The organism is Lysinibacillus sp. YS11, assembly GCF_002896375.1.
Classification (GTDB): domain Bacteria; phylum Bacillota; class Bacilli; order Bacillales_A; family Planococcaceae; genus Lysinibacillus; species Lysinibacillus capsici.
The window spans coordinates 2,372,127-2,388,213 of the sequence record NZ_CP026007.1 but is presented as its reverse complement, the minus strand read 5'-3'; the positions used below and the strand labels follow the sequence as shown (position 1 = coordinate 2,388,213).

Below are 16,087 nucleotides of genomic sequence, written 5' to 3'. Positions count from 1 at the left end.
GCAGTATAGGGTACGAGTTATTCGTCCTTATACTGCTTTTTATATTTCGTATAATCATGCTCCAATTTTTCGTTTTTTGTTTTCGTTAGACGTTCATGTGTACTAAAAGAGATAGATTGTCGTTTTTTTTCAACATCTTTACCAACTGTGCGTTTAATGTGCATCCGTTTCTTTTTAGCTTTAGATTGTGACATGAGCATCGCCTCCAATTCATTTTTAATTCTATAGTAGCGAATAGGGAAGAAAAAGTAAAACCTCGTAAGCAAGATACTTACGAGGCTGTCGAGTGTATTAGTGAGATACGTCCTGTACAGAAATACCTGTGTTTGCTTTAACGTCAACTTCACGATACTTCGCATCATCTGTTTCTTTAGAAAGTAATGTGCCGATGAAACCACCAAGGAAACCAAGTGGTACAGAGATTAAGGCTGGGTTCGTTAACATAATTAAAGGATCACCAACGAAAATTGCCTTACCTTCAACTGGATTCCAAACGTTTGGAGACATAGCAACTAATACTAACGCAGAGATTAAACCTGTTAACATCGCAGTAACAGCACCCGCTGTATTAAAGCGTTTCCAATAAATTGTGTAGATGATAACTGGAAGGTTAGCAGATCCTGCGATACAGAATGCTAAAGATACTAAGAATGCAACGTTTAATGTTTGTGCACCAAGTGCTAATAGGATAGAAATAACAGCGATTGTAATCGAACCGATACGAGCTGCAAGAACTTGCTCTTTTTCTGTAATTTTACCCTTTTTGATAATTTGTCCATAAATATCATGAGATAGGGCAGATGCACCAGAAAGTACAAGACCTGCTACTACCGCTAAAATTGTTGCGAATGCTACTGCACAAACGAATGAGAATAGAATGTCGCCACCAAGTGCTTCCGCAAGAAGTGGGGCAGCCATGTTACCTGCAGCGTTTGCTGCGATAATATCTTCTTTCCCAACGAATGCTGCTGCACCGAAGCCTAAGAAAATTGTTAGAACGTAGAAGATACCTACGATCCAAGTAGCCCAAATAACAGATGAACGAGCTGTTTTCGCGTCTTTTACTGTGAAGAAACGCATTAAGATATGTGGAAGACCCGCAGTACCTAATACTAACGCAATTAACATAGAGATTGTATCAAGTCCATTTGTATATTTAAGACCTGGGTTTAAATAAGCAGCTCCACTGTCAGTAACCGTTGTCATTTCTTTAAACATTGTAGAGATACTGAAGCCAAACTCTTTTAATACTAAGAACGAAATAATAACTGTACCCAACATTAAAAGACAAGCTTTAATAATTTGTACCCAAGATGTTGCTGTCATACCACCGAATAGTACGTAAGTAGTCATCATGAATCCTACGATTAATACGGCGATCCAATAGTCGATTCCTAAAAGTAATTGAATAAGTGCTCCTGCACCAACTAGTTGTGCAATCATGTAGAATAAAACAATTGTAATAGTGCTTAAAGCAGCTGTTCCACGGACTTTGGCGTTATCAAAGCGCGCTGTAATCATGTCAGCTAATGTAAATTTCCCAAGGTTACGTAATGGCTCAGCAACGATATATAATACCACTAAGTAAGCTACTAAATAACCAATAGAGAAGAAGAATCCATCAAATCCAAATAATGCTACAGCACCAGCGATACCCAAGAAGGATGCTGCTGATAAGTAGTCACCAGCGATAGCTAGTCCATTTTGCCAGCCTGTTAAGCCACCACCAGCAGTATAGAAATCACTTGCTGAAGATGTACGTTTAGATGCCCACCATGTAATAACTAATGTTAAACCAACAATGGCTACGAAGAAGAATATGGCTGTAAGACTCATTCCGTTACTCATCGGCGGCCACCTCCGTTCTCGTATTCAGCGATAATCGCTTTTGCTTCTCTATCGAAGCTGTTTGCCTTTGCTACATATAAATGACATAACCCCCATGTCATGATGAAAAGACCTGCTGCATAGATCCACACCCAAGTAATTTCCCCAAATGCCTTTTGGTGTAGAATTGTCGTGTACGATGTCAGAATTGGTAACAACATGTATGCCGATAAAAATATGGCAGTCATTGACCAAAGAAAAGAGTTCTTTCTTCGTACAAGAGACTTAAATGATTCTTGATTTGCAATTGAATCATAGTCAATCACGATACCTTTTTTTGCTTGATTGTTCGCCATTAACATTCCCCATTTTGTGTATATTTTTTCTACCTCAAGACTTGATTTTGCTAGTTTAGTGAATTCACATTTTCATTTTATGTAACAGTTCACAAAATTGCAATACATTTCAGAAAAATTATGTAAAAAAAATTTTTCAGAAAATACTCCTAAGAGAGAAAAAATGGCGCAAAGCCAAGAATATAAAGGGTTTTAGAAAATTCAGATAAATAAATGAAGTGAAGAGAAATCTAGATTCTTAACAAAAAATGAAGGGTAAATTTACAAAAAAATCTTGTTTTTTCAATTAAAAATAAACACTATTTACCTAGTGAAAATTGGATTTTTTCTGTTTTTTGGAAGTAAAATAATATTGTTCGATAAATAAATTGGTAGATATTGAATAACAAAAAAGGCGAAAAACTCGACCAAAAATCGAATTTTTTGCCTATTTTTTTGCATTTTTTGAATTGAGATTCATTATGCAGGAGGTGTATAAATATTAATGTGAAATATCAGAGACAGACACGCCTGTATTTGCTTTCACACGAATTTCTTTATAAATACGTTCTGCTTCTTCCTGTGGCACTTTGTTAGATGAAAGAACAGTACCTAAGTATCCAGCAATAAAGCCTAATGGAATTGTAATAATCGCTGGAACAGCAAGTGGCACAAGGGGTTGTCCAACAAAGATAGCCGCACCTTCAACAGGGCTCCACACATTTGGTCCCATTGCTCCTAAAATTAAACATGATACTAACCCCGTTACCATCGCAGTTACAGCACCTGTAGAATTAAATTTCTTCCAATAGATTGTATAAAGGATTACAGGTAGGTTTGCTGACGCACCGATACAAAAGGCGAATGATACTAGGAATGAAACGTTTAAGCTTTGTGCAAACAGAGCGAGAATTATAGACACGATCGCAATTGAGATAGAGCCTGTACGAGCTGCTACTACCTGTTGCTTCTCTGTTAATTTACCGCCCTTAATGATTTCTCCATAAATATCATGAGAAATGGCTGAAGCCCCTGTTAGTACTAAACCAGAAACAACGGCTAAAATAGTCGCAAATGCCACTGCGCCGATAAATGCCATCAATACATCTCCACCTAAGTAATGCGCAAGTAGCGGAGCAGCTGTATTACCAGCCTTACTTTCAGCAAGAATTTGATCTAAACCTACAAAGTTTAATGCACCGAACCCTAAGAAAATTGTTAATGAAAAGAAAATAGCTGTAATCCAAGTTGTCCAAGAAATAGAGGCACGTGCTGTCTTTGCATCCTTTACTGTAAAGAAACGCATTAAAATATGTGGTAAACCAGATGTTCCTAAAACTAAAGCCATCATCATCGAAACGGAGTCGATTGTGCTTGTATACTTAATTCCAGGTACAAGGAACTTTTCGCCATGATCTACTGCAATTGTGTCGAACATCTTCATAAGAGAGAAGTCAAATTTCATTAACACTAAAACCGCTAATAAACCTGTTCCGAATAATAATAGACTTGCTTTAATGATTTGCACCCAAGAAGTCGCTGTCATACCACCAAACAATACATAAGTTGTCATCATAACACCGACAATTAAAACGGCAATCCAATACTCAATACCGAATAATAGCTTAATCAATGCACCAGCACCAACTAGCTGTGCAATCATATAAAGAATTACGATAATAATGGTCCCAGACGCTGCCACACCACGAATTCGCTTTTCATTAAAACGAGCCGTTAACATATCTGCTAACGTGTAGCGGCCTAAGTTTCGCATTGGCTCAGCAATGACATAAAGCAGCACTAAATTCGCTACTACATAGCCTACAGAGAAGAAGAAACCATCAAAGCCAGTTAAGGCAATTGCACCAGACACCCCAAGAAAGGCTGCCGCAGATAAATAGTCACCAGCAATCGCAAAGCCGTTTTGCCACCCCTTTAAACCACCACCAGCAGTGTAAAAATCAGCCGCAGAAGATGTACGCTTTGCTGCAATATAAGTAACAACAAGTGTTAAGCCAACAATAGCTAAAAAGAAACCTATAGATACGATATTCATTTATTTTCCACCTTTCGCCTGATACTCTGCAAGAACAGCGGCTGCAGCTTTATCGAATGAAGCAGCTTTTTTTACATATACTGTACAAAGCACAATGGTCATGATAAATAATCCTGCAGAATAAACCCATACACCCGTAATATTTCCGAAGAATTTTTGTTGTAGTACAGGCTGGAAAGCAAGAATCGGAAGCAGGATATAAAGAATTAAAAACACTGCTGTAATCGAGAAAAGAAAGGTATTTTTCTTTTTTACAAAGCTATTAAACGATTCCATTGCTTCAATTGCATGATAATCAATTGATTGGGCCTGTTTTTTGCTTGAAACATTCGCCATTATTATTCCCCCTAAAGTTATATATTTCTGTTTTAAACGACATATTTCTTTTTCGTTCGTCGTTATATTCACTTATTTTATGGGGGAGAATCCTATAATGCAATACTAAATTTTGAGTTTTTATAATTTTTAGTCACTTCTGTTTTGTGGAAATAACATAGAAATAATAAGGATTTATTAGAAAAATTCTGTTTAAAAGAGCGTGTAGTTTTCTGATGAAATAATATTGTTAAAATAGTTTGTTGTTGATAAAAATGAATGTAGGAGAAAATACAAACATAAAAGAGAATTTTCTGTATTTTATTATTCTGCTATTAAATTCCATGGGAGCTTGTTAAGTAGAAAAAATTTGTTATATAACAATTATCTGAGGTTTTGGGAAATAACGAAAATGATAAAAAAAAGCTATGAAAAAATTTTTAAAAAGGATGTGTCATTTGGAAGAATTAGTGAGGAGGAATTCCAGAATCAGTTAATGTTCACATGTTATACAAATAGCCATCTGGGTGTAAGTCCATTATCTTGTGTTTAGCTTCTATAATGAATAAAATAAGGTGATGAAATGAAGGGAAGTGGGCACCACTAATGACAAAGAAAAGTATATTGCTAGTTTTAGTTCTAGCATTTAGTAGCATTCTAGCTGCTTGCGGTAGTTACAAGTTTGAACCAACATTAAATCTCGAGGTTCAAGATTTCACAGTAACGAATCAAAAAAATGAACAAGTGACCCTAGATGATCTTAAAGGTAAGCCTTGGCTAGCCATGTTTATTTTTACAAACTGTACGACAATCTGTCCACCCATGACATTTAATATGACAGAGGTTCAACAAGCACTACAGGATGAAGGCCTTGAAGATTATCAAATTGTGGCATTTAGCGTCGATCCAGAAGTGGATAAGCCTGATGTTTTAACAAATTACTTAAATACGTATAATGTTGTAGATGAAAGCAAATGGCAGCTACTAACTGGCTATCAACAAAAATTCATTGAACAATTTGCACGTAAATCATTTAATTCATTAGTTAAAAACGATCCTAACTCAGACCAAGTCATACATATGTCGAGCTATTATTTAGTAAACGCAGACGGCACAGTTGTAAAAGACTATGATGGCGCGACAAACGTACCAGTTGAAACAATCGTTGGAGATATGAAGGCTCTTATTAAGGAGAGCAAATAACACAGAAGTCCATGTGACTTCTGTGTTTTTTTATGGAAAGAGGGGAAAGTGGAAGATGTACGCCTTTAAAAATCATTCGTCTCGATTTACTTTCCCAATATTGCAGCGAATACGGCAATATTATATCGTTATATGCAGCAATGGTTCATTAACTTAAACTATTCAACTGATTAGTAAGAGGAGGGATTTTAATGAATAAACAGGACCAGCTTAACTTGATTAAGGACGACTTTATAAATTCTCAAAAGGTACTATTAGCAATTGGTGATGAAACCAGACAAGCTATTTTAATGGTATTAATGAGCACAGATTGTCAAACGGGATTGCGTGTAGGTGAAATCACAGAACAAACACATCTATCTCGACCAGCTGTGTCACATCATCTTAAGATTTTGCGAGATGCTGGTGTTATTTTAATGCGCAAAGAAGGTACAAAAAACTTTTACTATATAGATATACGGACAAAACTAGGTTCGTTAAAAAATCTGGTGTTGGATATTGAGACGTTGTTAACGGAATTTTATTGACAATTAGTAGGTTATCTGGAGGAATGAACGATGAAAGCAATGGTGATAGATCAATATGGCAAAGCCCCAATGCACATGGCAGAATTGCCTACACCTGAAATTGATGAATATGAGGTACTTGCTGAAATCCATGCAGCAAGTATTAATCCGATTGATTTTAAAATCCGTGATGGGAAAGTAAAGCTGTTAATCCACTATAAAATGCCACTGATCCTTGGAAATGATTTTTCAGGAGTCATCGTAAAGGTTGGCGAAAAAGTGACTCGCTTTAAAGTAGGAGATGAAATTTATGCACGTCCAAGGAAGAGTAAAATTGGTACTTTTGCGGAATATATCTCGATTCATGAAGATGACATAGCCCTAAAGCCTAAAAATTTGAGCTTTGAGGAAGCTGCATCAATCCCACTGGTTGGCTTAACGTCATACCAAGCTTTACATGACATCATGCAATTACAAAAAGGTCAAAAGATTTTAATTCATGCTGGCTCTGGTGGTGTAGGTACCTTTGCTATACAACTAGCAAAAGTAATGGGCGCCTCAGTGGCAACAACGGCTAGCGAAGCTGGTGCAAACCTAGTTACATCTTTGGGTGCAGATAAAGTGATTAATTATAAGAAAGAAAACTTTGAAGCTATACTGAAAAATTATGATGCAGTCTTTGATACGCTTGGAGGAAAGACCTTAGAAAAATCTTTCGAGATTATCAAGGATGGTGGGAAAATTGTCTCCGTATCAGGCACGCCGAATGCACGTTTCGCCAAAGAATATGGTTCAGGATTTTTCAAAACATTATTATTTTCAGCAGCAAGTCATAAACTGACCTCACTTGAAAAGAAATATCATGCTCAATATTCCTTCTTATTTATGAAACCAAGTGGCGATCAATTACGCATAATCGCCGATTTAATTGAATCTGGTAAAATCAAACCAGTCATTGATAGAACTTTTTCATTTGAAGATGCTCAAAAGGCGATGGAATATGCGGAGTCAGGTAGAGCAAAGGGGAAGATTATCGTAAAAATGAAATAGTCTTTATGTTCCCTGAAATTCTTTAATTCAAACAGCCCTTTTCAGTTTTCACAGTTCTTGTTTGGCAGGATAGATGAGATTGGAAAAGGGCTGACTGTTTATAGCAGAGTTAAAATTTCAGAAAAAACAAAAAAATAATGTTGACTTATAATAAAAGTATTTTGTATTATGTATACATAAAACATAAAGAGTTTAAACCATTCATATAAATTCAAATTTTTAATTTCGTATGGTAAAGACTTAATAAAAAGGATGGATTATTATGGAAGGGGCAAAATTAAAGCCGATTGAGAAGGAAAAAACAACGCAAGACAAAGTGTATAAAGAAATTAAAAAAGCGATTTTATACGGTGGTATAACGAGTGATGAGATCTTTACAGAGGTTCAATTAGCAGAGAAATTAAATACTTCAAGAACGCCAGTAAGAGCAGCTCTTCAAGACTTAATAAAGGAAGGTTTACTTGTCTCTATTCCCAGAAAAGGAATGACTGTAAAAAAACTGACGGAAGATGAGCAAAAAGAAGTGTTCTTATTAAGAAGTGCTATTGAAGTGGAGGCAGTAAAGAAGCTAATTGAAATCATAACATCTCCTGAGCAGCTAAAGTCACTCAAGCTAATTTTGAAGCAACAAGATGAAGCGCTCCAAAATGATGATGCTATCCGATTTATTGGGTTAGACCATGAATTTCATTTGTCGCTTACAAAGTTGGCTAAATTCACGATAATGGAACAAATTTTGACCAATTTGCACAATCTAACACAGCTAATGGGCTTAAGAGCAATTAGGCAGCCTGGAAGAATGAAAAGTGTTTTAGTTGAGCATCAACAAATTATTCAAGCTATTGAGGAAAAAAATCCTGATTTAGCTTCAAAAATGATTTTAAATCATTTAGAAAAAACAAAAGAAACATTAATGGTTATTGATAATAGCTAATAGTCATGAATGTTTTGAAGGGAGGTGTTAAGGAAGTTACTACTATCGTGTAGGGTGTACTTCAATGAAGATAAATTTTAAAGCGTGAGAGGTTTACTTATTTGTTCGTTGTAAGCGCTTGCGTCTTCGTCTGTACTGAATTATTGTAATTTTTTGAATTATTTCAGAGATTTATGTATACACAATACAGTATACGAAATGCTTGATGGGGTTCATTAATTTCTGAAAGATTGTCTCTTATAGCATCTATTTAAACAACACATGGGGAGGAATTAAATATGGTGAGAACAAGTCAAGAGTACTTACAAGCATTGAAAGACGATCGTGTGATCTACATAAATGGGGAAAGAGTCAAAGATGTAGCAACACATCCTGCTTTTAAAGGTATTACAAATACAATTGCAGGTTTATATGATTTAGCGTTAGATGAATCAAACAATATGATTTATCAAACAGAAGATGGAACGCTAGCAAACAAAATTTATATGATTCCCAAGAGTCGTGAAGAACTGAAAGAACGAAGATTGGCCATTTCAAAATGGTCTGAGGCCACATGTGGTTTTGTTGGAAGAAGCCCTGATCATGTTGCTAGTTTTTTAGCTTCATTTGCTAGTGCACCTGAAGTATTCGAACATGGAGGAAAAGCCTATGGAGAAAATGTTTTAAATTTCTATAAGCATGTACGAGATAATGATTTATATGTAACGTACGTAATTATTCCTCCTCAAATTGATCGAAGTAAAGCAGCTCATGAACTAGAAGATAAATACCTTCCTGTAGGCGTTTATGAAGAGGTAGAGGACGGTATTATTGTGAGAGGTTCTCAAATGCTTGGTACAGCTTCAGCAGTATCCGACTACTTATTTGTAAGCTGTCTTACGCCACTCCGTCCTGGGGATGAAGACTATGCATTATCCTTTGTCTTACCGATTCACGCGAAAGGATTAAAATTCTATGCAAGACCTAGCTATGCGGAAAAATCACCGAGTACATTTGATTATCCGTTGTCTTCTCGTTTTGATGAAAGTGATTCGTTAGTGGTTTTTGATGATGTATTTATTCCATGGTCAGATATTTTTGTGTATAAAAACATTGATATTGTAAGAGCTCAGTTCCATGAAACACCAGCTCACGTATTAGGCAATAATCAAGCTCAAATAAGATTTAGTAATAAATTGAAATTCTTAATTGGTGCAGCACGTAAAGTAACAGCTATGAATGGCATTGATAAAATTCCTTCTGTTCAAGAAAAGCTAGGTGAGTTGGCATCCATTGCAGCTTCTGTTGAAGGTAACCTATTAGCATCCGAATATAACTGCACGATTGATAAAAATGGGGTCGCTCGACCGGATCCACGTTTCCTTTATGGTGTAGTTGGTCAACAGGATATTATTTATGCTTCTACGATTCGGATTTTAAGGGAGCTTTGTGGTGGAGGTGTTTTACAATTACCTTCTTCCTATAAAGAAATGATTAATCCTGAGACGAAAGATGATATCTATCAATATATTCGTTCCACAGGAGTTGGAGCTGAAGAGAGAATCAAATTATTTAAGTTAGTGTGGGATATCATTGGCTCAGAGTTTGGTGGTAGACATCAACAATATGAATTGTTCTATAATGGTGCACCATTCGTTACGAAAGGCTATTCATTTAGAAATTATGGATATGAAGAGCCAGTAAAAATGGTTGAAACATTTTTAGAAAGTTATTCCCTTCCTACGCAAGTGGAGGAGCTGGTTTAGGAAAAATAGATAAAAGGATGTTGAAAAAATGAAAATTGCATCAATACAGTTAGAGATTAAAGATCAGGAATCGAAAAATGCTCGTATCGATCGTGTCGAAGCAATGATTGATCAATTAAAGGGACAAGATTTAATTGTACTACCCGAAACATGGGCGACAGGGTACTTTGCATTTGATCGTTATGTTGATGAATCAGAAGAAATAAACGGTGATTTTGTACAGCGATTTTCTTCAAAGGCAAAAGAAATCCAATCCTATCTATTTGCAGGCAGTTTCATAGAAAGAAACAATGGAAAGTACTATAACACAAGTGTTCTATTTTCTCCCGAGGGTACACTCATTGGAACCTATAGAAAAATACATTTATTCCGTTATGGTTCGCAAGAGGGGAAAATTTTAACAAGAGGTATCGAAACGACTGTAGTAGATACGGACTTTGGGAAGGTAGGATTATCAACTTGCTATGATTTACGTTTCCCTGAATTGTACCGCGCAGAAGTTGATTTAGGAGCAGAATTACTTCTTGTGACATCTGCTTGGCCACATGCTAGATTAGAGCATTGGAAAATATTTAATACAGCACGCGCATTAGAAAACCAATGTTTCTTAATTTCAAGTAATTGTGTAGGTAATACACATGGCATCCAATTAGGTGGTCACAGTCAGGTGGTTGATCCTTGGGGAATTGTTATGGCAAGTGGAGGCGATGAGGAAACCATTGTAAAAACAGAAATTGATCCTTCCCAAATTGCTACTATTCGTGATGCCTTCCCTAATTTAAAGCATCGAGTTTTAGATAGACAGGAGGAATTGATTTAATGAATATTATCGTTTCTGGAAAGCAAATGGAGGCTACACCTAAACGCTTACTTATTGCTGGCTATACAGGTAAAGATCAAGCATCTGTAAAAAAACATATTGATGAATTAAGAGAGATTGGTGTTCCAGCCCCACCTCAAGTGCCAATGATTTACGATGTTTCAACTAATCTTCTTACAACAAGTCCATCCATTTCAGTAGTTCAGGAAAGTAGTAGTGGAGAAGCAGAAGTCGTTATTATGAACGTGAAAGGGAAATGGTACGTAGGACTGGGTAGTGATCACACAGATCGGGAGCTTGAAAAATTGTCCATTCAAAAATCCAAACAGGTTTGCAGTAAGCCGATTTCCACTCAATTTTGGTTGCTAGATGACATAGAGAGTCGCTGGGATGACATTGAAATGCGAAGTTGGATGATTGTGAATGGTGAAAAAAAGAATACCAAACTGGAACACTTGGAGAGTTTTTGCATCCAAAAGAGCTAATAAAAATTATTACAGAGCGTGGATATTACAGTGAGGATTTGATGGTTTTTTGTGGGACTCTACCAATCGTAACTGGAGAATTTATTTACGGTGATGGTTTTTCAGCAGAATTGTATGATGCTTTAACAGACCGAAAAATTCAACTAGATTATAAGGTTCATATTTTAACAGATGCGGAGGTAGTATGAAATGGGGAATTCAGAAATAGAAGTGGTTATTAAACCAGAACATGAATTTGTTGATTACAAAACATTTGAGGCTGTCCCATCAAAAACTGTAGAGGGTTCCTCCCAACGAATTATTGCACAGATTCCAGGTACTGAAGTAGCAACACGTATTCTAGAACTTGGGGTAGGGACAGATACATCTCCAGACGGTGTACAAATTCATGATTTCTGGGAAGAATTATACATTATCGAAGGATCGTTAATTGATTTACGTTTAAACGAGGAATTTACAGCAGGAATGGTTGCATGTCGTCCTCCTGGAATGGAGCATGGGCCATGGCAGTCCCCAAATGGCTGCACAATTTTTGAAGTTCGTTATTATGCTGATCAGGAAAAGCAAGAGCATGAGTTTGTTGACTTCAAGACGTTTGAGGCTGTCCCATCAAAAACTGTAGAAGGCTCCTCCCAACGAATTATTGCACAGATTCCAGGTACTGAAGTAGCAACACGTATTCTAGAACTAGGAGCAGGGACAGATACATCTCCAGACGGTGTACAAATTCATGATTTCTGGGAAGAATTATACATTATCGAAGGATCGTTAATTGATTTACGTTTAAACGAGGAATTTACAGCAGGAATGGTTGCATGTCGTCCTCCTGGAATGGAGCATGGACCATGGCAGTCCCCAAATGGCTGTAAAATTTTCGAAGTTCGCTATTACGCCAATAAATAAGCGATTCAATTTTAGAGAAGCTAATTTTTTAGATGGGGTCAAGAATCTCATCTAAAATTGCCTCTGATGCATATAAACTTCTACATTTTTATTGTTCATCAATGTATACACAGTACAGTATACATTAAAGATTAGCTAACTTGTAAGGAAGGTGAAGCGTAGTGGAAATTATCCATTTAACACATCCAATGAAGGAGCATTTTGACATGCAAGAACCCCATGTAATGGCGTTAGGCTTTTTCGACGGTGTTCATATAGGCCATCAATTTTTACTGCAGCAAGCAAAGAAAATTGCTCATAAAAATAATTGTAAATTATCAGTCATGACTTTTGATCCTCACCCTAGTGAGATTATCAAAGGTGAAACAGATAGAAAATATTTAACCCCTTTGTCTTCTAAGCTTGAAGAAATGTCTCAAATCGGTGTTGATAAAGTTTTTGTCATGAAATTCACATCGCTTTTCGCTTCACTTCCTGCAAGTGAATTTATTAACCAATATATCATCAAGCTCCATGCTACACACATTGTTGTGGGCTTTGACTTTAACTTTGGCTATAAAGCGCAAGGCAATGTAAATTATTTGCGCAAGGCAAGTAGATACAATCCCTTTAAAGTGACAGTGATCTCCAAAAGGGTCACGAATGATAACAAAATAAGTTCAACATTCATTAGAGAGTTAATAAGTGAAGGGGATGTTCACCTAGTTCCATACTACTTGGGCAAACATTATGAAGTAAAAGGATTTATAAATTATCCGAAAGATTTGTATAGACAACCGCAATTGAATAGTATGGCTTTTCAAATTCAGGGTAAATATGTTTTGCCAAAACAAGGTTTATACAAAGTAGAGATTACTAATGGCTGTAAAACCATTCAAGGTTTTTTAAACCATAATAGCTCTCACGAAATCAGATTTGAACTGCTTAGTAATAAATTAGAAAGATTGAAAGAGGTACACCAAAAGGAAATAACGGTGAAATTTTTTAACAGAGTCGCTTATATGGATACAATCCCTATTTGGAATTAAAGTTTATCCACAAATCTGTATATAAAAAACAAATAGTTGGGGGAATGTGATGAATGGGAAAAGAAAAATCAACTGCAAGTTCCCGAAAAGTATTATTCGCTAGTTTAGTTGGCAGTACAATTGAATTTTACGATTTCTTTCTTTATGGTACCGTGGCAGCGCTTGTCTTCAATAAATTATTTTTCCCAAGCCATGATCCATATGTAAGTCTGTTACTCGCTTATGCTTCGTTTGGTGTAACGTTTTTCATTCGACCTCTTGGTGGGCTCATTTTTAGTCACATGGGCGATAAATTTGGAAGGAAAAACACCCTTGTTGTTTCACTTTTATTAATGGGGGTTTCAACCGTATGTATAGGCTTGCTACCAACATATAGTTCAATCGGCATTTTCGCGCCTATTCTACTAGTATTCTTGAGACTCCTCCAAGGTATAGCTGTTGGTGGGGAATGGGGAGGAGCTGTTCTCCTAGCAGTTGAAAATGCACCGAAAGAAAAACGAGGATTCTTTGGAAGTTTTCCTGCAATGGGAATACCTCTAGGTATGCTACTTGGCACAACGGCTATTTCAATCGTCAGTTTGCTTCCAGAGGAGCAATTTCTTTCATGGGGCTGGAGACTTCCTTTTCTATTAAGTGCCGTTCTAGTGATTACGGGATTCTGGATACGCCGTGGCATCGAGGAGACATCGGCATTTAGTGAAGAAAAGCAAAAAGGCAATGTTGTAAAAGTACCCCTTTTTGAGACATTACGTTATCACTGGAAAGCTGTATTAATTTCCTTAGGGGCAAAATGTGTGGAAGTGGGACCATTCTATGTTTTCACAACATTCTTTATCTCCTATGCGACAGATAACATTGGTTTCTCAAGGACTACAGCACTGAACATTATTACTGCTGCAACTATTGTGACGACATTGTGTATTCCAGTCATGGGGAAATTATCTGACGTACTGGGACGTAAACGCCTATTCATGATGGGAGCGGCAGGAATTGCGTTATTCTCTTTCCCTTACTATTATTTATTATCAACAGCATCAACGTTTTGGGCTTATGCCGCTTCTATTATCGGTTTAGGCATTCTATGGTCAGCTATTGCCAGTATAATTGGCACCATGTTTACAGAAATGTTTAGTACGAATGTCGGGTATACAGGAATAACACTTGGTTATCAAGCAGGGTCGGCGTTGTTTGGAGGAACTGCTCCTATGATTGCGACAGTTTTACTTAGCACTTACAATAACTCCTGGATTCCACTCGCTATTTTCATTGTGATTCTGTCAGTGGCTTCCTTTATCTCTGTTACATTTTTACGCAAAGCGCCAGTAATAGAAGAGAGCTTAGTAGAGCAATCATTGCCTCAAAAGGAATTGGTTATTAAATAGCTTTTTATATATCAGAATATTCAAATAATAAATTCGGGAATTTTAAGGAGGAAATAACATGATGGATGATAGAACTTTTAGAAATGCAATGGGTAAATTTGCTACAGGGGTAACAGTAATTACGACTGTGATTGAAGGGGAAGCACACGGTATGACAGCAAACGCATTTATGTCCGTTTCGCTTGACCCGAAATTAGTCTTAATATCCATTGGCGAAAAAGCTAGAATGCTAGATAAGATTAATACTTCAGGCAAATTTGCTGTGAATATATTATCAGAGGAACAAAAAGAGCTATCCATGCATTTTGCAGGACAAATTAAAGAAGAACGTGAAGTTGAATTTGACTGGGTGAATGGACTACCGGTATTAAAAAATGCATTAGCAAATATTGTATGTAATGTTCATAGCAAACAAATTGCAGGAGACCATACACTCTTTATTGGAGAGGTAACCGATATTGAGATGAGTGATGGTTCACCACTTGCGTTCTTTGAAGGCAAATATAGCAAAGTTAGTCAGCCAATAAGCTTATAATTACCTATCTCCTAAAAAGTAGAACCATCGTTTGAGCATTCTTTGTTGAACGGTGGTTTTGTCTTTGTTTCAAGTTGGAAAATGGATTGCTTAATTGCTGTAGTTATGGACGTTTTTATTCAATCCAAAGGTTGATAAAATCACATCATACTATAAGTAGGAGTGATAACAATGGATAAGGTACGTTATAAAGTAAGAGAAGTGTTGGACAAGAACAAAATTGATGCATTTTTGCAGCAAGCTCGCATTGGGCATTTGGGTATGGTTGATGGTCATTTGCCGTATGTTGTCCCCCTTAATTTTGTGTGGACAAATGGAGTGCTTTATTTCCATGGAGCCACTGGCGGGAGACGAAATCAAGTGATGGAAGAGAACCCAGAGGTTTGCTTTACGGTTTGCGATGAATATGGAACCATTACTAATCCAGTACCTGCAAAAACGGACACGGCTTATATGAGTGTCATGGTTTTTGGCAAGGCTCAGCCTATTTTGGATTTGAATGAAGCGACACACATGTTGCAAGAAATGATAAATAAATATGTACCTGGTTACTATAATCGCCCCTTATCCCAGCAACACGTGGATAAATATCGATCAGCCGTTTTCGGAGGGCCTGTTCAAGTTTACCGTATTGATCCTCAACATATTACCGCGAAAGAAAATCCAATTGCCTTAGGGGAGATGTTCAATATTGAGAAAATCCCACATACATAGTATTGGTTTTAGAAATTGGTAAATCCAATCACTGTAAACTAGAATAAAGATGGATTAAAAAATATCCCATCCCTTAATCCTTATCTAATAGCAACATCAAAAACTCCATTTTGAAAAAGATTGATCAAAATGGAGTTACTCTCTTTAGATAAGTTTGAGATTTTTATAAAAAAGTTTGAACATTTTTCAGCTATGTTGTTCCAAAATTGCGCCTGATTATTGAATATCCTTATTCATCCCAAAAAGCCG

16 protein-coding genes and 1 pseudogene are annotated in these 16,087 nt (G+C 36.6%); 12 read left to right on the top strand and 5 right to left on the bottom strand.

Annotation, left to right across the window (positions count from 1 at the left end; translation table 11 throughout):
- Nucleotides 1-17: 17 nt before the first annotated feature.
- From LBYS11_RS23255 to LBYS11_RS11765, 5 genes are all read right to left on the bottom strand, one after another.
- Nucleotides 18-194 (bottom strand): hypothetical protein, encoded by a 177-nt coding sequence (locus LBYS11_RS23255; protein ID WP_197078724.1) that lies wholly within the window; start codon nt 192-194, stop codon nt 18-20.
- 97 nt (nt 195-291) lie between these two features.
- Nucleotides 292-1,836 carry a solute symporter family protein gene (locus LBYS11_RS11780; protein WP_048393165.1) on the bottom strand — a complete coding sequence of 515 codons (1,545 nt, stop codon included), beginning with the start codon at nt 1,834-1,836 and terminating at the stop codon, nt 292-294.
- A gap of 8 nt (nt 1,837-1,844) precedes the next feature.
- Entirely contained in the window at nt 1,845-2,183 is a 339-nt protein-coding gene (locus LBYS11_RS11775; RefSeq protein ID WP_048393058.1) for a DUF485 domain-containing protein, read from the bottom strand.
- A gap of 481 nt (nt 2,184-2,664) precedes the next feature.
- Nucleotides 2,665-4,218: a solute symporter family protein gene (locus LBYS11_RS11770; RefSeq protein ID WP_016993894.1), complete on the bottom strand. Its 1,554-nt coding sequence runs from the start codon at nt 4,216-4,218 to the stop codon at nt 2,665-2,667.
- On the bottom strand, nt 4,219-4,554 hold the full coding sequence (locus tag LBYS11_RS11765; RefSeq protein WP_004227946.1) for a DUF485 domain-containing protein: 336 nt from the start codon (nt 4,552-4,554) through the stop codon (nt 4,219-4,221). It lies immediately after the preceding gene.
- 585 nt (nt 4,555-5,139) lie between these two features.
- On the opposite strand from LBYS11_RS11765, the gene LBYS11_RS11760 reads away from it, so the two are divergent.
- The 12 genes and pseudogenes from LBYS11_RS11760 to LBYS11_RS11705 all read left to right on the top strand — a co-directional run bounded on the left by LBYS11_RS11760 (nt 5,140) and on the right by LBYS11_RS11705 (nt 15,838).
- Nucleotides 5,140-5,736, top strand: coding sequence for an SCO family protein (locus LBYS11_RS11760; protein ID WP_004227948.1), 597 nt, complete (start codon nt 5,140-5,142; stop codon nt 5,734-5,736).
- Nucleotides 5,737-5,927: 191 nt separating this feature from the next.
- A complete protein-coding gene (locus tag LBYS11_RS11755) occupies nt 5,928-6,263 on the top strand; it encodes an ArsR/SmtB family transcription factor (RefSeq protein ID WP_054550229.1) in 336 nt (111 codons plus the stop codon).
- A 30-nt stretch (nt 6,264-6,293) separates the two neighbouring features.
- The gene (locus tag LBYS11_RS11750) at nt 6,294-7,292 is read left to right on the top strand and encodes an NADP-dependent oxidoreductase (protein WP_103118199.1); all 999 of its coding nucleotides are present in this window, start codon (nt 6,294-6,296) and stop codon (nt 7,290-7,292) included.
- A gap of 262 nt (nt 7,293-7,554) precedes the next feature.
- The gene (locus tag LBYS11_RS11745; protein ID WP_048393050.1) at nt 7,555-8,226 is read left to right on the top strand and encodes a GntR family transcriptional regulator; all 672 of its coding nucleotides are present in this window, start codon (nt 7,555-7,557) and stop codon (nt 8,224-8,226) included.
- A 278-nt stretch (nt 8,227-8,504) separates the two neighbouring features.
- Entirely contained in the window at nt 8,505-9,971 is a 1,467-nt protein-coding gene (locus LBYS11_RS11740) for a 4-hydroxyphenylacetate 3-hydroxylase family protein (protein ID WP_233731947.1), read from the top strand.
- Nucleotides 9,972-9,999: 28 nt separating this feature from the next.
- The gene (locus LBYS11_RS11735; RefSeq protein ID WP_054550228.1) at nt 10,000-10,791 is read left to right on the top strand and encodes a carbon-nitrogen family hydrolase; all 792 of its coding nucleotides are present in this window, start codon (nt 10,000-10,002) and stop codon (nt 10,789-10,791) included.
- Nucleotides 10,791-11,464: pseudogene (locus LBYS11_RS11730) on the top strand (DUF2848 family protein). The gene LBYS11_RS11735 and the pseudogene LBYS11_RS11730 overlap by 1 nt, the downstream one beginning before the upstream one ends.
- A 1-nt stretch (nt 11,465) precedes the next feature.
- Nucleotides 11,466-12,179, top strand: coding sequence for a cupin domain-containing protein (locus LBYS11_RS11725; protein ID WP_103118198.1), 714 nt, complete (start codon nt 11,466-11,468; stop codon nt 12,177-12,179).
- 161 nt (nt 12,180-12,340) lie between these two features.
- Nucleotides 12,341-13,207 (top strand): FAD synthetase family protein, encoded by an 867-nt coding sequence (locus LBYS11_RS11720; protein ID WP_103118197.1) that lies wholly within the window; start codon nt 12,341-12,343, stop codon nt 13,205-13,207.
- Nucleotides 13,208-13,260: 53 nt separating this feature from the next.
- A complete protein-coding gene (locus LBYS11_RS11715) occupies nt 13,261-14,589 on the top strand; it encodes an MFS transporter (RefSeq protein WP_103118196.1) in 1,329 nt (442 codons plus the stop codon).
- Nucleotides 14,590-14,650: 61 nt separating this feature from the next.
- On the top strand, nt 14,651-15,124 hold the full coding sequence (locus tag LBYS11_RS11710) for a flavin reductase family protein (RefSeq protein WP_048393159.1): 474 nt from the start codon (nt 14,651-14,653) through the stop codon (nt 15,122-15,124).
- Between the two features lie 171 nt (nt 15,125-15,295).
- The gene (locus tag LBYS11_RS11705; RefSeq protein ID WP_054550225.1) at nt 15,296-15,838 is read left to right on the top strand and encodes a pyridoxamine 5'-phosphate oxidase family protein; all 543 of its coding nucleotides are present in this window, start codon (nt 15,296-15,298) and stop codon (nt 15,836-15,838) included.
- Nucleotides 15,839-16,087 lie beyond the last annotated feature (249 nt).